The organism is Thermodesulfovibrio sp. 3907-1M, assembly GCF_040450955.1.
Lineage (GTDB): Bacteria > Nitrospirota > Thermodesulfovibrionia > Thermodesulfovibrionales > Thermodesulfovibrionaceae > Thermodesulfovibrio > Thermodesulfovibrio autotrophicus.
Genome location: NZ_CP144373.1, coordinates 1373885 through 1392930, shown reverse-complemented (window position 1 = coordinate 1392930; position 19046 = coordinate 1373885). Strand labels below are relative to the sequence as shown.

The following is a 19046-nucleotide window of genomic DNA, read 5'->3' as shown; positions in this document are numbered from 1 at the left end:
ACCATTATTCTAAACTATACACCCATCTATCCGTTCCAAAATTTATTATGAATGGTGTCTGGGTATTACCGAGTTTTTGAGATATCTCAACGGTTTTCATTTTTGAATATCCTCCAAGCTCTTTTATGAGCATTAAATCATCCCTCTCCATGCAAAATAAACACAGCCCAGTAGAAAGGATTGGGATATTTTGCTTTCATTTCTATTCGTGTCAGCTTTACTGCCTCTGCCCTGCTTTTGCCTGACTTCAGATGGCTATACAGAGTCTTCATATACTCCACTGCTGGCTCAGATGCCACTTCCCAGAGGCTCACTATCACAGCCTTTGCTCCTGCCTGCTGAAATGCCCTTGCAAAGTTTACAACTCCTTCTCCTTCAACCTCTTTCCCAACTCCAGTAACACAGGCAGAAAGCACAACCATATCTGCATTGAGCTTCATACCAGTAACTTCGCTTAATGTTAAGAATCCGTCATCTCCCTGATTTTCTACCTGTCCAAGAAGTATGAATGGCTCATTTATTCCCTGAATCATTCCCGGAAGGGATGCATGGGTTGCAAGATGGATGTATCTATATTTTTCAAGACCTGCATTTTTAAGATTTGTCTCATTAGCCATCACTGAAAGTAAAATCTGAGGAGGTTCAGGCACAACTCCAATTATCTTTGCAATCTCTCTTACTTCATCTTCTGTTTCTGGAAGAGGTGGAAACACTATTCTGTTTTCTCTTTCTTCCTCTGTTACAGCACCCCATTTTGCCTTTATTGCAAGACCTCTGAAGGCATACTGATTTAGATTTGCAAAGGACACATCTTTTCTTCCCTGTTTCCATGCGATGTATCTTGGGTCATCTTTGCTGTAAACTGGATTTCCAAGTGCAAAGAGAGGCTTTTCTGGCTTAGTTTCTTTTAAAATCCTCTGAAGTGCCATAATGGTTGCGGATTGATAGTATGTGATTGTGTATCTGTCTGCCACATACAGACTGTCTTTGAGACCTGTTCCTTCTTTAATAATCAGTGCTTCAAAGGGAAGTAGTCCCAGAATTCCGTCAGGCACGATGATTATCCTTTCATTTTCTTTTACCTCATTTAATGCCTCAGAAAGCAGTGCCTTGTATAGTCTGCTGGCTAAGTTTGTTGAGAATTTTTCAGGTTTTCTCATATTCATTGGCTCAATGAAGGATTTTACTGTCTCTTCAAGGGACTGCCCTGTTAAAGGTATTTTTATAAGCCTTTTTACACTGCCTTTTCTCACAACAAATAAATAGGTTGCATCATCAGTTACGGCATACTCAAACAAAACTTCATCCTCTCTCAATGGCAACTCTTCGGCTTTAACAGGAAGTGGATAGTGAAGCGCTGCATATCTTGGATGATTCTTTCTCAGCACCTCTATCAATTCATCAATCTGTTTTTTAACTCCTTGTCTTTTCTGCTGAAGTTGTTTTACCGCCTGTTCACCTTTTTTTAATGCCTCTTCCCATCTACTATCAATGTATGAAAGCTCCTGAAGAAGTCTATCTTCAGCATCCTTTAAACTCTGCGGGATTTCCGCTGTTACAGTTTTTCTTGCTGAACCAGCCATTGCCTCAAGAAGGGTGCGTGCCTTTGTAAGTTCAGAGAAATAAAAGGCAGCAGATTCAGGATTCTGTCCATAGGTTGAAAAGTCAAAAGCGCTTCTTCTTGTGCGAACCTGCCATGATGAAGCCTCTGGCGTGAGAGTTATTCTGCTACCAGGTGTAAGGTTATAACCCTTTTCTGCCATCTCATAAAGCACAGATATTATGGCTCTGTATGGGGTAAGCCTTCCGTAATACCCTCCTCCAGCGAAAAATTGTCCCTTTTCAGTAATGGCCTGCCTCATGTCTTCAACTATATTTATGGCATTCATCAAGTTGATTGCTGATTCCTGCAAAGCACCCTTGCCTTTCAATGCCAGCCCTACCTGAGTATAATACTCAAAGTGTCTGTATGGATTATCCCTCCATGAAGGCGGGATCTCATTTGCAAGCCTTAAAGCCTCATCATATCTTCCTGTTAGAATATATACCTCTATGAGTCCGGGGTGAAGCATTCTGTTTGGCTTAATTCTTTCTTCAAGCCTTTTTCTTTCAAGGAATACCTGCTCAGCCTCTTTCAGTCTCCCCTGCTTCAGATAAACTGCTCCTATATTATTAAGCCTTGTTTCAATTAAATCTGGATTATTCAGTTTTCTGTCAATATCAACTGCCTCATAAAGATATCTCAGAGCTTCATTAAACTTACCTACCCTGAAGTACTCCATCCCGATATTGTTTAAAACATAAGTAAGCGAAAAAGGTCTTTTAAGTTGCCTTTCCAACTCCAGTGATTTTCCATAATATTCAAGGGCTTTGTTAGAGTAACCCATTCTTCCATATACATGTCCGATGTTATTTAAAAGGGTTGCAGTTGTTGGTAAATCACTTTCCTGTTTTGCCAGTTTCAATGCCTCTTCATAGTGTGAGAGAGCCTTTTCATATCTGCCCATGTCCATATAAAGTGAGCCGAGATTATTTAAAGTAACTCCTAACTCCTTTTTAAGATCATTTTTCTTCTGGATCTCTATTGCCTCTTCATAGTAGGAGATTGCCCTGTGATGTTTGTAAAGGTCACAGTATGCATCGGCAATCTCTCTCAGGACAATTGAGGTGCCTACAGGATCATTGTGTTTTTTTGCAATCTTCAGTGCCTCCTCATAGTATGAAAGAGCCCTTTCATGCTGAGCCATCTGGGAGTAGGTAAGTCCTATATGAGAAAGATTTGCTCCCACTGAGTATTCATCGCCCTTTTGTCTATAAAGCTTCAAAGACTCATTAAAGCTTGAAAGAGCTTTGTCATGCTTGCCTATAGCCCTTGCAGCTTTTCCCAGTTCATGAAGCACAATTGGTAGAGAGTCTTTAGCACCGATTTCGCTGAAAAGCCTTCTTGATTCTTCAAGATAGTTATACGCCTTATTGTAATCTATTGCTTTGCGATAATAAATTGAACCAGCAAGAAAAAGGTTATCAGCAAGCCACTCTTTATTGCCAAGTCTTTTTGCAGCATCAATTGCTTTTTCGTAATAAAAGAGTGCTTTATTGTCATCACCCATGTCTTCATAGGATGAGCCAAGCCCATTGTAGTTAGAGGCATAACATTCATAATCGTTTCCGCATAATGCAAGGGATTTTTCATAGTAATAGATTGCTTCTTTGTATCTTTTTTCCTTATACGCTTTATCCCCAAGTTCCCATAGCCTTTCTGCCTCACTTTTTGGCTGGGCTAAGGCAATTGAAGGTATAAGAAGCAAAAATATTATAAAAACCCTCACCTGCATATGAATCTAATAGATGCTTTTACATTCAATGTTTTTTCCTCCTTTTTCGGCTCAGGTGCTTCCATCATGGCTTTTTCCATATTCATAGATTTGTAAACAGGTAGGTCCCAAAAGTAGGGACGCCTCACCTCATAGTCAATGCTTGAGATTGAGCAGATTTTACCCAATTTTTCTCCTGCTTTTTTTGCGAAATCCTTTGCAGTATCAATGATCTCATATTTAAGCTCATTTTCTGCTGCTTTTGCATTTTTGGTTGATATGAGCCACTGAGGATGAGATACTGTATAATCCATTTTTTCACCGTATTTTTCCTTTAATGCATCAATTGCATCAAGAATCCTGTTTTGCTCCTTAGCCTCTTTCAGTTCAAATGAATAGCCAATGTCACCTTTGTATCCTGAGCATTTTGTTTTATTTTTTTCCCACCAGCAGTTTTTATAGACCGAATAACTTCCGCCACTGTATTTGACATTGAGTCCTCTTATAGCTTTATCAACTACACCGAGCATATTAACAGCCTCTGCTTCTTTCTGAGTGTTTACATTTACTGAGAGTGTCATGTTGAGTATATCTGGCATGAGTTCCTTTCTTTCTTCAAGGGTTATAAAGATACGGGTGATTTCATATTCTTTTTCTTCAGCATATGAAGCTGTTACAGTGATAAAAAGCAAACTTAAAACAAGCAAAGTCAGCTTTTTCATGTTTTTCCTCCTATTTCAAAACAAAGGCAACTTTTGCACTTGCAAAGAAGTTTGCCTTCTGGTTGGCAGAATAAATTTTGACAGCATCTTCATCAGAAATCTGAACATCAGAGGGAGTCACGATGCCAGAGGCTTTAATAATTAAGGGATTTTTAACTCCTCTCTTTTCCAGTGCTGCCTTTGCTTTTTCAATGCTGTTGGTGTACTCTCCACATCCCTGCTCAACAAGCACTTTTTGACTTATCTTTGAAGGATCATAAAGAACCTCTCCCTTTGCTGTAAATATTCTGTTTATTAGAGCAGGTCTGAAGTTCACCTCTCTGGCATCAATTATAAGTCCGTCATACTTCTCCTCCACCGGAACAGGTTTTGCTTTAAACTGTGGCTGTGGCTCAATAATCTCCTTTTTGACTTTTGGATCACCGAGAATTTTCTCATACATTAGAGAGCCAAAACCTTTTGGACCTGACATTCCCACTTTTACAACAACAAGAGCAACCTCTTGCTGAGGATCCCATTCTTTATAAACAATCTGAGCACCCTTTATAAAGCCTGTGGCTGCTGTTCTTACAACATCATACTGAAGCTCAGCATCCCTTACAAGGGTATCACCAACCACTGCAACTCCTTCAAGAATCTCTGCAAGCTGTCGGTATGCAAGGGCTGTTGCAGCGCGCTCTGCAGTAAGCCTCCTCTGGGCTGGAGTTTTGGCAGTTGCTGAAGGAAGCCCTTCAGCTGCCACGAGAATGTAATCATTAATAAACGCCTGCTCAGGAGATGTTGTGATGGATAGATTGTTTTTCTGAAGCCATTCATTTGCCTTTTCAAACACAGATGAAAATTTGTCATCCTGAGCATTTGCAAGCCCTGTTAATAAAAGGATTGATAAAATAAGAACTACAAGCTTTTTCATCTTTTCCCTCCTAATAAGTATTCAATTTTTGTTTTAACATTCTTATTGCAAGAATTGCTTCTGCACCATCAACAGCTCTTTCAGGATTAAACTCTCCTGAAAGCTCTGGCTCCATTATTCCCCTTGTGGTCATATTCATGACAGCATTGTAAATTGGTGAGGTTGTTCTTACATCGGGAAAAGGAGATTTTTCATGTCCAAAGAAAGCTGTGGCTATTTTTTCATCTGCCGTGATTTTAATCAATACATCTTCCAGTATCAAAGCCATCTCACCTCTTTTTACAACCTCATCTGGTTTGAAAAGATAAGCCTTAACTGTTTCATCGTATTTTGGTTCAAGCCCTCTTATCTTCCATTTGAGTATGGTGAGGATTTCCTGCTTAAATGGATTGTTTAGGATGTCTGCAGGCACAAACTCGGGCTTTATTTTTTCAATCTGGCTTTGAGCAGGAATTCTTCCTGAAAAAACTCTGTCAATTTTAAGCTCATTAATGAGCAGAGCTGCAAGATCAGCCCTTGTTATTGAATCTTTAACTGCGATTTTCTTACCAGCATTTCCAACTGTTATTCCAGCCATTGCACGGGTGATTTTATCAGCTTTTTTCCATGCCCTGTCAGATTTTTCATGCCATTTTCCGTCTCTTTTTGAGTTTAACACTGCCTTGAATTTATCCTTTGCTTTCTCAAAATCAAATGCTTCAAGATAGGCAATTCCCATAAAATAATGCGTTGCTTCTTTGCCCTGATAATAAGTAAGCTGAGAATCATCAACTTTAATGTCCACTGCATTAAAATAGGCTTTCTCAGTTTCCTCAAGCCAGTCATTTGGTTTAAGATTGGTTAAAATTCTTATTTTTGCCATGTAATAGTCAAACTCTTCCTGTGGAGTCTTTGCTTTATTTTTTGCAGTTTTCAGATCTTTTTTAATTCTTTCAATTTCAATTTTCTTAATTTCAGGGTCCTGAATTCTTTTAACTTTTTCAGATTTTGCAATGGCAAGCCCTGAATAAGCCTTTGAAAAGTTTTCATCGCAGTAAATGGCTCTTTCAAATTTCTCCTGTGCAAGCTCAGGATTTCCATCTTCCAGAGCTTTCATCCCAATGAGATAGTGATGCTCAGGGTTGTGCTCAGGCAGTGTGCACTTTGAAATCTCCTTTTGAGCACATCCATAGAAAAATCCTGCAAGAATTAATAAAATCATAAGCTTTAAATATTTCATCTTAACCTCCCTTTTATGCTTTTCTAAGCAGATGATATCAGAAAAAAATGTGAGTGTAAAGGTAATTTTCACATTATTCTGTCAAATTTCATCGAGAATTCAGTTTTAGTTTCTTGTTTTTTTCTCTTAAAAACTACAGGACTCAAAATTTTTTGATATAAGGAAAAAGCCTTCTTCCTCCTTCAATATTCCTTTAAACTTCAAAACTTTTAATGCCTTTGTAATGGCTTCTCTTGAAGCACCTGTACAGGAGGCAAGTTCTCTATGGGTGATTTTTTTGATTCTTATAAGTCCGTCTCTGGTTTTCTCTCCTTGCTTTTCAGCAATATTCATGAGAAATTTCATGATTCTCCTGCTAACATCCAAAAATACCATTGCACCAAGCATTTCATCGGTCATCCTTATTCTTTCAACAAGAGCAGAAAGAAGAGAGATAACAATCATAGGATTATTTTTGAGTAATTTTAGAAAGTGTTCTCTTTTAAGCAATCCAACAACAGAATCCTCAATAGCAATAATTGTTGCCGATCTTGGTCTACCATCAAGAAGACTTAACTCCCCAAAGAAATCACCTTTTTTAAAAATATTGAGAATGAGTTCTTTACCATCCGGGTCTAAAAGGCAGGCTTTAACTGCACCATCAAGAATAATATAAAGATCAGTGCTTTCATCAGATTGATAGAAGATAATTTCTCCCTTTTTTACTCTGTATATTTTAAAACCTTTAGAAATAAGAGTTAGATGTTCATCAGAAAGATGCTGGAAAATAGGGATTTCTTTTAAGATTTTAAGAACCTCACTATTTGACATATCCAAGTTTATCAAAACATTCTAAAGGAGTCAAGAGATTGAATTATTCTCTGTGTGAAGCTTGTAATGACATCCCACTTTGTCATCCCGAGGCAAAACCGAGGGATCTCCTTGAAAAAAGACAGGAATGGAACAAACGCTGGGAGGAGAATCAGAAAGGTATAAACTCCGTCCTTGAAGAGATAAAGCTACTGCAAAGAAGGCATGACATAGGTGCATCCCCTGCAAGAGGGGGCCTCAGGGCAGAGGCTTCATTTAGAGATGCAATGAAAGGAATAGTTGAGGAAAGCTCTCCTGTGTACATGCCTTCTGAGATTCAAAATTCAATTATCTCACTATGTTCATCAATTCATTTAACATATTGTCAGTTGTTGTAATTACTCTTACATTTGCCTGATAGGCTCTCTGTGCTGCAATCATACGAATAAATTCCTCAGCAAGATCCACATTGCTTGATTCAAGAGAGTTTGCATAAACAGAGCCAACACCCACTGTCCCTGGAGCTCCATAAGTAGGTCCGCCTGAACCATAGGATTCAAGAAATAAATTTTTGCCCACTTTCGTTAGATTATGAGCTGCAACAAATTTTGCAAGAACAACTTGAGCAACCTTTTTTACCTGTCCGTTTGTAAATACGCCCGATATAACTCCATCCTGATCAACAGTAATTGCAATCAGATTTCCTGAAGTATATCCGTTTTGATTCTGGAATACCACAGCATTTGGTGAACCATACTGAGTTGAGTCTGTAAAATCAAAGGTAATATTCTGCGGATTAGTAGCTCCCCAAGCTGAAAAATTAAAATTTGCTATGGGAGTGGCAGGGGAGATTGTGGTAAGTTTTCCATCGGAATTAAAGGTTAAAGTTATGGGCTGTGTTCCTGCTGTGCCTGAATCAAAGTCTATCTCTTGATAATTTGGTGTTCCTGTTGCACTGGTATTGTATATAACATGTGCTTCCCATTGATTTGGTGTTGCAGTTTTTACAAAATATGTATAAACAAGATGAGGATTACCAAGACTGTCATATACTGTTATTGCTGTTGAAAAGTTATATACCGACGAATTTGGCAAGTTTGCTCCAGGAGTAAAACTCCATGTTTTGCTATCATCCCTTGAATCAAGATTTACCTGCATATTTATTTTATTGGTTGCTGAAGGCTCACTCATCAATCCTGCAAGATATACATCACTTATCGCACCTGTGACATTGCCAGTTGCATCCATCTGATATGCCTGAAGCCTATAACCATTGGGATCAACGACATAGCCGTCTTTGTCAAGCCTGAACTGTCCTGCTCTGGTGTAGTATGTTGGTCCATTAAGTTGCCTTACGACAAAGAATCCATCTCCCTCTATTGCCAGATCAAGAGGATTTGATGTGGTCTCAAGAGTTCCCTGTGTGAACATCTTTTGAATATCTATAATCATAGTTCCACGACCAACCTGCATTGCTGATGCCCCGCCAAGTGTCTGACTGAGTATATCTCCAAAATTAGCTCTGCTTGCTTTAAAGCCAACAGTGTTTGCATTGGCAATGTTATCTCCTATTACTGAAAGGGCGAGTCCGTTTGCATTAAGTCCGCTTATTCCTGTAAAAAGTGATGTTAACACAGTATCACCTCCTTTTTAGGCTTTTATTCCATTTATTTCATCAAGCGATAAGGTTTTACTTCCCACATCAATTTTAAGTTTTCCATCCTCATAGCTTACTCCTTTTACTGTGAATTCTTCTGAAGAGGTGGTTGTAATGGTTTTTCCAATTAAAGTTGCTCCAAGCAGCATGGCATCTTCCTTTGTTTTGGTAGATACAAAACTATTTAATGTATCTCCAATATTAATGATCTGCTCAAGTGCTGAAAACATTGCAAGCTGTCCAACAAATTCTGTATTGTCCATCGGATTCAGTGGATCCTGATATTTGAGTTGTGCTGTAAGAAGCTTTAAAAATGCTTCTTTGTCTATCTGATTGTTTCCAGTTCCAGTTGTTTTTTGCTGGAGTGTGTAAAGTGGATTATCAAATATAGTTGTTACATCAGTCATTTTTTTATCCTCCTTATCTTGTTTATTATTCTCAATTGCCTCCACACTGAGAGGAGATTCCTCGCCTGCTTACGCAGTCTCGGAATGACAAAATAATGTATCATTTTTATTGAACAGTCTCATACAAAGTATTCAAAAAATTTCTGATTGCCTCTGTATTTTCTCTGTCCCTGACCATTGTAGGAATCAGAGTATCCACGATTCTCCTTCATCAAATCAAGCAGAAAATCCGAAACCTTTAGTCCTGTTGACTCAAGATTGCTTTTAATCTCAGGAATAAGTCCTGAAAGAGCCTCTTTTACATGGGGATAATCAACTTTCATATCAGCTCTCAAACCCGCATTGTCCATGGAGAGTTTAATCAGTATTTTACCAAGCTCTGGTGGTTCAAGCTGCACTATTATGGTTTTCTGAGAACTAGATAATGCCTTAAAAACTATATCTGAGACTTCCTTTAACCGGGTAAAGGGAAGTTCAATTTTTTGCTGAGCATCCTTAATTTCATTGATTTTTTCCTGAATATTGTGAAAAATACTTAATTGTGATGATAACTCTTCTTTATTGAAAGTTTTCTTTATCATGTGAATATTCTGAAAATCTGAGTGATTACCACTGCTTTCTGAATAGGTTTTAATAATATTTAAAAGTAAAGTTGAAGGAGACTCAGCGCTGAGCTTACCCTGAGAGCAGCTGAATGACTCGGAATTAAAAAGAAGTTGCTCGGAATTACCTTTGTTTGAATAAATTTGAACTACTTCTGATAAGTTTAAACTATTTGGGTGCTGTTTTTCTTTATTTAAAAGAATTTTTCCATCAAAATTTTCAATTAAACTCTGAATTTCATTTCTGTTATTCTGAGATTTAAGATTTTGCAAAAGACTGCTCAATTCTTTTATATCTATCTGACCTGACTGAAGAAGACTGAGGGAGGCTTTTAGTTCAGAAGAAAACTCTGAAGACTGAAAGAGTTCTTTAAAGTTTGTAAAATCCTGAAATAGCAAATTCTGTAAAGAAACAAAGGGAGGAACAAAGGGATTATTATCTGCTGAAGCATCAGTTGATATGTCCTTATTTTCAAAGAGAAACTTCAGAAGTTCCTTGAAGAGATCATCAAATCCGTTGGGGTTACTTGTTACAGCCACCTGTGTTTTGATTAAATTTAATGCATTTAGATTTATGTTTCCTGTTAACATCATGCCAGAAATAATTCAATCTTTATGCCAGTTTTAATTTATTGATTTTAAAAGATTTTTTGCATTTAAACGCAGATTAGAAAGAGAAAAATTTTCCTACTTGGATACTTTTTCCTTTATTGAAACGATTCTTTTTGAAAGTGCTGCTGCTTTGTCAGGAGTTACATTGGCAAGAATTTTTCCTGCCTGACGGGGTTTTATTGCGAGCAGAAGCGCAACAGCAGTGTCTTCATCAAGCTTTTCAATTCTTGATGCAGCTTCTTCTGGAGGCATTGCTTCGTATATTTTGGCAAGCCTCTGATAGTTTTCCTGCTGAGCTTTTTCAAGCTGAGCTTTAAGTTCCTCCTGCTGTTTTAGCTTTGCATCAATTTCACTTTTTAATTTTTTCAACTCCTCAGTCTTTTTGGCAAGGTCTTGCTGAAGAATCTTCAGTCTGTCTTCTTCTATGCTGGTAGCCTGTTTGTTTGATGTCTGCTGTCCAATTAAGGTTCCTGCTGCCAGTCCTAAAACAATAATTAATATGGAAAGAATAATTGCTCTCTTAAACATCATTTGCTCCTTAACCGACTTATAAACACATCGGAAACTAATTTTTCTTCAAGTTTTTCTCGATTTGTCTTTATTTTACTAATAAGTTTATCGTAAAGCTGCTCAATCTTTTTTCTTTCTTTGAAGGCTTCTTCATAAGCCTGTCTTTGCACTTCCAATTCATCATCTATTTTTTGTATGATTTCCCGGGTTTCCTTTAACTGTTTCACAAGATACTGCATTTCATCATAAATTGATAGAAGCTCTGCTGAAGTCGCCTCATTACGAAAATCCATGGAGCTGAATCTTTCCTCAAGCTCTTTCAGATATCCCTCCAGTTTTTGCTTCTCAGCGAGGATGCTTATAAACTTCTGTTTTTCAAGCTCCTCTTCCCATTCCCGTAATTTGAATATCATATTTAAAGTATTCATGTTCATTGCTCTTCAAATAAACTGTAAAGCTGACTGAGGCTTTCCTGAAAACTAACCTTTTCATTTATATCCTGCCTTAAGAAGCTGTTTATTCTGTCCATCATCTTAATAGCAAGATCAACCTGAGGATTTGTTCCTTCTTTATATGCACCAATATTTATGATGTCCTCATATCTTGCATAGATTGCAAGAAGCTCAAGAAGCCTTTGAGCATACTTCATGTGTTTTTCATCAATAATGTCTTTCATCAGTCTGCTTATACTCTTCAGTGGATCAATTGCAGGATAGTGATTCCTGTTTGCCAGCTCTCTACTTAGCACAATATGTCCATCAAGAATTGCTCTTGCTGCATCAGCAACAGGATCTGAAAGATCATCTCCTTCAACAAGCACAGTGTAGATTCCTGTTATTGAGCCACCATTTTTCGTGACTCCCACTCTCTCAAGAAGCTTTGGCATTAAATTGAAAACACTCGGTGGATATCCTTTCATTGTGGGAGGCTCACCTGCTGCAAGCCCTATTTCTCTCTGCGCCATTGCAAAACGGGTAAGTGAATCCATAAGTAAAAGTACATCTTTGCCCTTTGACCTGAAATACTCTGCTATAGCAGTTGCTAAAAAAGCACCCCTGATGCGTGCAAGAGCTGGCGTGTCAGAGGTTGAAACAACCACGACTGACTTCTTTAAGCCTTCATCTCCTAAGTCATTTTCAATAAATTCTCTTACTTCTCTACCACGCTCACCAATAAGCGCTATTACATTTACATCTGCTGAAGTATATTTTGCAATCATTCCAAGAAGAACACTTTTCCCAACTCCGCTTCCTGCCATAATTCCAATCTTCTGTCCTTTGCCGCATGTTATAAGGGCATTTATAGTTCTTATGCCAAGATCAAGAGGTTCCTCAATGATTTCTCTTTCAAGGGGATTAATAGCATCTTTATATATTGGAAAAGGCTTTCCTTTTACTGGCTCTTTGCCATCAATGGGTTTTCCTGTTCCATCGATTATTCTTCCAAGAATATCACCACTCACAGAAACATAGCTCTGTTTACCCTTCACAGCAATTTTTGCTCCTGTTCTTATTCCGTAAATCTCGCCCAGTGGAGAAAGTAATATGTTTCCATTTTTAAAACCTACAACCTCAGCTTCAATCGTGTTTCCCTCAGTAATAATTTCACAGATGTCTCCGATGCTTGCATTTATTCCAATGCTTTCAACAATAAGTCCAACAGCTTTTGTTACTTTTCCGTAAATCTTTAAAGGATTTATCTGCTGCAGAGCCTTTTCAGCTTCACTGAAAAAGGATTGAATTGAGAGCATTCTCTATCTCCTTAAGTCTCTGCTCAATTGTTGATACAATATGCTGAGATTGAGTCTCAATTGAACAGCCTCCATGTGTGATCTCAGTGGAAGGTTCTACTTGAAGGCGAGCACTTTCAATTTCAAGAGTCTCAATTTTTTGAGAGATAAAACCATAATCCTCCGGATTAACCTTTATGATTATCTTTTCCTCATTCAAAGGAACGGCTTTTAATGCTTCTTTAACAACTGAAAGTGTTACTTCCTTGTCAAAGGAAATTTTTGTAGCCACGATTTTCTCTGCTATCTGAAAGGCAAGCTTTAAAATTTGAGGGAAGAAAAATTCTACCTGCTTTTGTTTAAATTCTGTTAATTCTTTTATCAGATTTTTAAAGATTTCTGTTGCTCTCACAAGTTCGTAAGTTTTTTCTTTTACTTCCTTCTGGCTTTTTTCAAGACCCTCTTCGTAGCCTTTTTTAAAACCCTCATTAACTCCGGCTTCATAACCTTTATTAAAACCGGCTTCATAGCCTTTTTTTATGATTTCTTCATTAAATTTAGTCTCCTGTCTTTCAACAGATTTTTTATTTTCATCAAAACACAGAAAGTTGTAAGGCTTTATTTCCTTAGGTAACAATTGCCTCTCCTCCTCGTTTCCCAACTACAATTTTGCCTTCTTCCTCAAGTCTTCTTGCAACCCTTACAATGTTCATCTGAGCCTTTTCCACATCACTTACCCGAACAGGTCCTTTTGCCTCCATTTCTTCTTTAAGTATCTCAACTGCTCTGCTTGACATATTTTTGAATATCTTTTCCTTTAATTCTTCAGAAGCCATCTTAAGTGCAAGGGCAAGATCATCAGTGGAAATCTCTTTAAGAATTGTTTGAATTCCTCTGTCATCAACATAGAGAAGATCTTCAAAGGTAAACATGAGTTTTCTTATTTCATCAGCAAGAATTGGATCTTTTTCTTCAATGTTTTTTAGAATTAACTCCTCACTGGTTCTGTCCATCTGATTGAGAATCTCAGCAACTGTTTTTACTCCACCAATTCTTCTTGATTGTGTGTATGAGCGAAGCTGGCTCTGCAGAACATCTTCAAGCTCAGTGAGTATTGTAGGAGAAATCTGGTCAAGATTAGCAATTCTTTGAGAAACCTCTATTTTAAGCTGCTCTGGAAATCTGCTTAAAACCTCTGCTGCCTGTGTTGGTTCTAAATGAGCCAGAACTATGGCAATTGTTTGAGGATGCTCTCTTTGAAGCATTGTTGCTATGCTCTGAGAATCAAGCCACCTTAAAATATCAAAGGCACTTGCTCCACTTTCAATCTTGCTTATGAGCTTTGCTGCCTGTTCCTCTCCAAAGGCTTTTGTAAGAATTGTTTTAATGTATTCCTCATCAACCATAACAGGAGCAGTGCCCACTTTCTCTGCAAACTCCTTAAGTACTGCTTCAGCCTCCTCTGGAGTAAGTTTTATTCTTGACATCATGGGAATAATTCGGGCAAGTTCAATGGGATCAAAATGTTTGAATAATTCTGTTGCCGCATCTTCACCAATTAATGAAAGAAGGGCTGCAACTTTTTCTATGCCTGAAAATTTTCTCATTTACTCGCTTATCCACTCTCTTAGAATGGCGACAACTTTTTTGGGATTTGTTTTTGCTATATGCCTTATCTCTTCCTTTATGTCTCTTTCTGGTACTGGAGGAATAGCTTCCTCAGATATAATGACTTCTTTCTTTGTAATTTTTTCTTCCACTGGTCTTTTAAGCAATTCAATTATTGGTTTTACAACAAAAAGAATTATAAGGGCAACAATAATTAGAGGTATCAGGTATTTAAGAACTGTTTTTGCTATGCCTATATAGTCAATCCCTGGCTTTTCTTCAGGTATGACTTCAAAGGGCATACTTTCCACTATCACATAATCACCTCTTTCTTTATTATATCCTATGGCTGCCTGAACAAGCTCTTGATACTTTTTAATCTCTTCATCACTTCTTGGAACATAAACTTTTTTACCCTTTTCTTCTCTATAAGTTCCATCAACCAGAACAGCTACAGATATCTTTTTTATCTGACCTGTGGATTGAAGAATTTTGCTTATACTTTTGCTTACCTCATAGTTTATGCTTTCCTGCTGTCTTTGAGATTGTACATTCTGAGAAGCTGCTGCTGGAGGTTGACCGGGTTGATTTGAAAGCACTCCCGGAATTCCTCCTACCTGAGGTCCCATTGTCTTTTCCTGTGTGCGCTGTTCCTGCCTGATTGCTATGGTGTCAGGATCATATTTTTCCTCAACCTTTTCAACCTTTGAAAAATCTATATCTGCAGAAACCCTGACTATTGCTTTTCCTTTGCCAACAATATTTTCAAGCATGCTTTGAATGTTTTTCTCATAAGTTTTTTCAATGTTTCTTTTGTATTCAATCTGAGAAGCCTCAACAAGCTGTGTCGGATCCTTTGGTGCGGAAAGAAGATTGCCATACTGGTCAACAACAGTTACATATTGAGGAGAAAGACCTTCCACACTGCTTGATACAAGGTGAACTATGCTTGTTACTTGCTCCTTTGTGAGGGTTCTTCCAGGTTTGAGTTTGAGTACAACAGATGCTGTTGGATGGTCCTCCTTTTCTGTGAATATTGTTTTTTCTGGAATTGCTATGTGAACCCTTGCCTCAGCAACTTCCTGAAGCTGTTTAATTGTTCTTTGAAGTTCACCCTGCAAAGCCCTTATATAGTTTATACGCTGAGAAAACTCTGTAAGTCCTATTTGAGTTTTATCAAATATCTCAAAACCAACGCCACCTCCTGAGGGAATTCCCTGTGCAGCCAGTTCAAGTCTCAGTTCATAAACTTTCCCTGAAGGAACATATATGGCATTGTCCTTAACCTGATAGGGCACTTTTTTCTCTTTCAGTTTATTGATTACATTTCCTGCATCTTCTGTTGAAAGATTACTGTATAAGACTTGATAATCCTGCTTTGGTAGCCATAGAAACAAAGTCAAAATAAGTGCAAAAACAATGACAACAAGACCACCAAGCGCCAGCTTTCTATTGAGAGGCATGTTTTTAATGTTTTCTATGGCTGTTTTTATTCTGTCTGTAACTGGCATTTTTTATTAAACCTGCATGCGAGAGATTTCTTCATAGGCTGTTATTACTTTGTTTCTGACCTGAATGAGTGTTTGAAGAGTAAGGTCAGCCTTTTGCATTGCCATAACAACCTGATTAATGCTTAATTCACCCTTTGCAAAAGCTTCAATTGCATTTTGAGCTTCCTGCTCTACCTGAGATGCCTCTTTTATAGCATCTTTTAAAGCCTGTTCAAAGGATTCTTTTTGAGCTCCTTTTAGATTTTTTAACTCCTCCTGAGTTTTCCCTAAAATTTCGCTTATGTTTTTTATTTCTGTCATTTAAATCCTCCTAAATCCTCAATATATCTATGGTTTTCATAAACATGTCCTTGTATGAGTTAATCATCGTAAGATTTGCTTCATAGGCACGGGATGCAGAAATAAGATTAATCATTTCTTCCATTGGATTTACATTTGGATATCTCACATATCCATCTTTATCTGCATCAGGATGTGATGGATCATAAACAACTCTCAAAGGTCTCTGGTCTTCCACTATTTTCGCCACATCAACACCCTGAGAAATCTGGTCATACATATATGTGGTAAAAATAACATCTTTTCTGCGATAGGGACCTCCTTCAGGACTTCTCGTTGAATTAATGTTTGCAAGATTTGAGGCAATTAAATTGAGTCTTATCTTCTGAGCTTCAAGCCCTGTTGCTGAAACCTTTAGAGGTAAAAATATATCCTTCATCATCTACCTCCTTTGATTGCGTCTTTAAGCATGCGAATTCTTGTTGAAATAAGTTGCGTTGCAGTATTATACATAAGCATTGTCTCTGCAAGCTTGGTCATCTCCACTTCTATATTAACAGTATTTCCATCTCTGTTTGGCATAGTTGTTGATGCTTCAATTACTTTGTATGTCTCTGTATCATTCTCAAATGCTCTTTTTAATTCTTCCTGAAAATTTATGTCCTTTGCTTTATAACCTGGTGTGTCAGCATTTGCAATATTTGAAGCAAGAATTTTTTGCCTGTAGGCACATATATCCATTACTTTTTCAAGAATTTTTATTGTCGTATCCATATTTTTACGCCTCCCTGCAAATTAAAGCAAAATTAATGCCAGAATCATAAATCTTTAAGTCCGTATTCATTTATTTTGTTCCTCAGTGTTCTCACACTTATTCCAAGAATCTTTGCAGCCTTTGTGCGATTTCCTTGAGTTTTCTTAAGAGCGTCAATTATTAAATCCTTTTCTGCATCCTTTATTTTGCCAATTTTTACTGATTTTTTGTCTTCAAAAAAAACTTCATCTTCAGGAATCCTTAACTGTCCATCTGTACTTAGAACAGCACATCTGTATATAAAATTTTCAAGTTCTCGGACATTGCCCTGCCAGGAGTTACTGAGCAGGTATTTTTTCATCTCTTCTGTAATTGTAAATTTTTTTGACATCTTATTTGAAAGTCTTTTTACGAAAAACTCTGCAAGCGGAACTATATCTTCAGTTCTTTCTCTTAAAGGTGGGATCCTCAATGGAAACACATTTATTCTGTAAAAAAGGTCCTCCCTGAAGTTGCCTTTTTTCACCTCTTCCCAGAGGTCTCTATTTGTTGTGGCAATTATTCTTACATCAACTTGGATAGGTTTTGTTCCACCAACTCTATCAACTTCCTTTTCTTGAATAACCCTTAAGAGCTTTGCCTGAAGCCTGTATGCCATCTCACTTATCTCATCAAGAAGAATTGTTCCTTTATTGGCAAGTTCAAACTTACCGGGTTTTCTTTCAGTTGCTCCTGTGAAAGCTCCCTTTTCATGACCAAAAAGCTCTGACTCAAGAAGTGTTTCTGTAATAGCTGCGCAGTTTACAGCGACAAAAGGTTCACATGCCCTCAGGCTGTGCTTGTGAATGTATCTTGCAATAACTTCTTTACCAACCCCGCTTTCGCCTGTTAGCAGGACTGTAATGTCTGTTTTTGCTATCTCTCTTGCTATTTCAAGAAGTCTTCTCATCTGATGAGACTCTGCAACAATTTCATCTTCTTCTGGAATAAGCCTGAACACAAGAGATTTCAGAGTATCCATTGAAAATGGTTTCATAATGTAGTCCACAGCACCAAGCTTCATTGCTTTCACAGCATCTTCAACAGAGCCATACCCTGTAATAACGATTACAGGAGTGAAAATACCTCTTTTTCTTATCTCAGCAAGAAACTCAAGACCACTCATTCTGGGCATTTTTACATCTGTTATGATTAAAGAGAAATCACTCAGGTTAACTGAGGAAAGAACATGACAAGGGTCTCTATAATAATGAGAAGCAAAGCCAAAACGAGACACTGCTTCCTTTAGAGCAAAGCCCATGTCAGGTTCATCATCTATTATAAGAACCGACTTCATTTCACAGGTAGATATATTGCAAATTCTGTGCCTTCATTAATCTCACTTTTTACTTCAATTCTTCCTGAATGAGCAGAAATTATACTTCCTGTGATGCTAAGCCCAAGTCCTGTGCCTCTGTCTTTTGTGGAGAAAAAGGGATCAAAGATTTTATCTATTATGTTACTGTCAATTCCATGACCGGTGTCTTTAATAGTGAGCTTGATAAAATCACCATCATTACATGCATCAATAGTAATTGTTCCACCCTCTGGCATTGCCTGATATGCATTAACAATAAGATTTATCAATGCCTGCCTCATGAGAGCAGGGTCAAGGTTTAGAAAAAATTTTTCCTTTATTCTGTTGTGAATCTCTATTCCAACCCTGCTAAATAGTTCCTGAAACTCCTTTATTATTTCATCAATCAATTCATTGAGACACATAAAAGTTTTTTTTGGAGTTATTCCCTTTGTAAAACTCAGCATGTTTTCAAGGGTGTTTCTTAACATCTTTACAGAGCTTGAGATTCTTCGTGCATAATCTCCATGAATTCCTTCTTTTATGTCTTCAGATATCATATTGGCAAAAAGTTCAATGCTTCCAAGAGGATTTCTTATTTCATGAGCTATTTTCATAACAAGAGACCCCATAGCAGTGAGTCTTCTGTTTCTTTCATTTTCTGCTTCAAGTTCCTTTATTCTCGTAATGTCTTTGCAGAGAAAAACATGCCCAATTTTATTTCCTTCTGAATCAACAACCTCTGATCTTGAAACTATTGCATAAAAAGGCTTTCCAAGGTCTGGATAAATCATGTCTCCCTGAATCTTTATCGGTAAATCTCTTTTGCCAATAACATCTTCTGCTTTAATATTAAAGAGATTCTCACCTGCCCGATTGATTAATCTGATGACACCTTCGCTGTCAAAAAACACAACAGCTATGTCAATGCTTTCAATTATGCTACTCAGCAACCTCTTTTTCTGCTCAACTTCCTCGGTAAGAAGTTTTACTTTTTCTTCAAGAAGGCTGTAATACTTAATTAAAGCTTCAGAGGCTGTGTTAAATCTTAGTATTGCTTCCTTTAAAAGTTCGTCCTGCATGG

21 protein-coding genes are annotated in these 19046 nt (G+C 37.6%); 1 reads left to right on the top strand and 20 read right to left on the bottom strand.

Annotated features, from left to right (window positions below; genetic code table 11):
- Nucleotides 1–4: 4 nt before the first annotated feature.
- From V4D30_RS07220 to V4D30_RS07195, 6 genes are all read right to left on the bottom strand, one after another.
- On the bottom strand, nucleotides 5–151 hold the full coding sequence (locus tag V4D30_RS07220; protein WP_353683651.1) for a hypothetical protein: 147 nt from the start codon (nucleotides 149–151) through the stop codon (nucleotides 5–7).
- A complete protein-coding gene (locus V4D30_RS07215; protein ID WP_353683650.1) occupies nucleotides 138–3335 on the bottom strand; it encodes a tetratricopeptide repeat protein in 3198 nt (1065 codons plus the stop codon). Before V4D30_RS07215 ends, V4D30_RS07220 begins: the two co-directional genes overlap by 14 nt.
- Complete coding sequence (locus V4D30_RS07210) at nucleotides 3326–4036, bottom strand: SIMPL domain-containing protein (protein ID WP_353683649.1); 711 nt, start codon at nucleotides 4034–4036, stop codon at nucleotides 3326–3328. Before V4D30_RS07210 ends, V4D30_RS07215 begins: the two co-directional genes overlap by 10 nt.
- Before the next feature lie 10 nt (nucleotides 4037–4046).
- Nucleotides 4047–4949, bottom strand: a complete 903-nt coding sequence (locus tag V4D30_RS07205) for a hypothetical protein (protein WP_353683648.1) — start codon at nucleotides 4947–4949, stop codon at nucleotides 4047–4049.
- A gap of 10 nt (nucleotides 4950–4959) precedes the next feature.
- Nucleotides 4960–6168 (bottom strand): S-layer homology domain-containing protein, encoded by a 1209-nt coding sequence (locus tag V4D30_RS07200; RefSeq protein WP_353683647.1) that lies wholly within the window; start codon nucleotides 6166–6168, stop codon nucleotides 4960–4962.
- Nucleotides 6169–6294: 126 nt separating this feature from the next.
- Nucleotides 6295–6978 (bottom strand): Crp/Fnr family transcriptional regulator, encoded by a 684-nt coding sequence (locus V4D30_RS07195; protein ID WP_353683646.1) that lies wholly within the window; start codon nucleotides 6976–6978, stop codon nucleotides 6295–6297.
- A gap of 38 nt (nucleotides 6979–7016) precedes the next feature.
- On the opposite strand from V4D30_RS07195, the gene V4D30_RS07190 reads away from it, so the two are divergent.
- The gene (locus V4D30_RS07190; RefSeq protein ID WP_353683645.1) at nucleotides 7017–7355 is read left to right on the top strand and encodes a DUF3782 domain-containing protein; all 339 of its coding nucleotides are present in this window, start codon (nucleotides 7017–7019) and stop codon (nucleotides 7353–7355) included.
- Here the strand turns inward: V4D30_RS07190 and flgE are convergent.
- From flgE to V4D30_RS07120, 14 genes are all read right to left on the bottom strand, one after another.
- Nucleotides 7306–8592 (bottom strand): flagellar hook protein FlgE, encoded by a 1287-nt coding sequence (gene flgE / locus V4D30_RS07185; protein ID WP_353683644.1) that lies wholly within the window; start codon nucleotides 8590–8592, stop codon nucleotides 7306–7308. The genes V4D30_RS07190 and flgE overlap by 50 nt on opposite strands.
- Before the next feature lie 15 nt (nucleotides 8593–8607).
- A complete protein-coding gene (locus tag V4D30_RS07180) occupies nucleotides 8608–9021 on the bottom strand; it encodes a flagellar hook capping FlgD N-terminal domain-containing protein (RefSeq protein WP_353683643.1) in 414 nt (137 codons plus the stop codon).
- 119 nt (nucleotides 9022–9140) lie between these two features.
- Nucleotides 9141–10217: a flagellar hook-length control protein FliK gene (locus tag V4D30_RS07175; RefSeq protein WP_353683642.1), complete on the bottom strand. Its 1077-nt coding sequence runs from the start codon at nucleotides 10215–10217 to the stop codon at nucleotides 9141–9143.
- 93 nt (nucleotides 10218–10310) lie between these two features.
- On the bottom strand, nucleotides 10311–10766 hold the full coding sequence (locus tag V4D30_RS07170) for a hypothetical protein (protein WP_353683641.1): 456 nt from the start codon (nucleotides 10764–10766) through the stop codon (nucleotides 10311–10313).
- Nucleotides 10763–11173, bottom strand: a complete 411-nt coding sequence (locus V4D30_RS07165) for a hypothetical protein (RefSeq protein WP_353683640.1) — start codon at nucleotides 11171–11173, stop codon at nucleotides 10763–10765. Before V4D30_RS07165 ends, V4D30_RS07170 begins: the two co-directional genes overlap by 4 nt.
- Before the next feature lie 2 nt (nucleotides 11174–11175).
- Nucleotides 11176–12495 (bottom strand): FliI/YscN family ATPase, encoded by a 1320-nt coding sequence (locus V4D30_RS07160; RefSeq protein ID WP_353683639.1) that lies wholly within the window; start codon nucleotides 12493–12495, stop codon nucleotides 11176–11178.
- The gene (locus tag V4D30_RS07155; RefSeq protein ID WP_353683638.1) at nucleotides 12467–13111 is read right to left on the bottom strand and encodes a FliH/SctL family protein; all 645 of its coding nucleotides are present in this window, start codon (nucleotides 13109–13111) and stop codon (nucleotides 12467–12469) included. Before V4D30_RS07155 ends, V4D30_RS07160 begins: the two co-directional genes overlap by 29 nt.
- The gene (fliG, locus tag V4D30_RS07150; protein ID WP_353683637.1) at nucleotides 13101–14081 is read right to left on the bottom strand and encodes a flagellar motor switch protein FliG; all 981 of its coding nucleotides are present in this window, start codon (nucleotides 14079–14081) and stop codon (nucleotides 13101–13103) included. The genes V4D30_RS07155 and fliG overlap by 11 nt, the downstream gene beginning before the upstream one ends.
- A complete protein-coding gene (gene fliF, locus V4D30_RS07145) occupies nucleotides 14082–15593 on the bottom strand; it encodes a flagellar basal-body MS-ring/collar protein FliF (RefSeq protein WP_353683636.1) in 1512 nt (503 codons plus the stop codon).
- Between the two features lie 6 nt (nucleotides 15594–15599).
- Nucleotides 15600–15893: a flagellar hook-basal body complex protein FliE gene (gene fliE, locus V4D30_RS07140; protein WP_353683635.1), complete on the bottom strand. Its 294-nt coding sequence runs from the start codon at nucleotides 15891–15893 to the stop codon at nucleotides 15600–15602.
- Between the two features lie 10 nt (nucleotides 15894–15903).
- A complete protein-coding gene (gene flgC, locus V4D30_RS07135; RefSeq protein ID WP_353683634.1) occupies nucleotides 15904–16311 on the bottom strand; it encodes a flagellar basal body rod protein FlgC in 408 nt (135 codons plus the stop codon).
- Entirely contained in the window at nucleotides 16311–16646 is a 336-nt protein-coding gene (gene flgB / locus V4D30_RS07130; RefSeq protein WP_353683633.1) for a flagellar basal body rod protein FlgB, read from the bottom strand. Before flgB ends, flgC begins: the two co-directional genes overlap by 1 nt.
- Before the next feature lie 44 nt (nucleotides 16647–16690).
- Nucleotides 16691–17962 carry a sigma-54 dependent transcriptional regulator gene (locus tag V4D30_RS07125; RefSeq protein ID WP_353683632.1) on the bottom strand — a complete coding sequence of 424 codons (1272 nt, stop codon included), beginning with the start codon at nucleotides 17960–17962 and terminating at the stop codon, nucleotides 16691–16693.
- A complete protein-coding gene (locus tag V4D30_RS07120; protein WP_353683631.1) occupies nucleotides 17959–19044 on the bottom strand; it encodes an ATP-binding protein in 1086 nt (361 codons plus the stop codon). The genes V4D30_RS07125 and V4D30_RS07120 overlap by 4 nt, the downstream gene beginning before the upstream one ends.
- Nucleotides 19045–19046 lie beyond the last annotated feature (2 nt).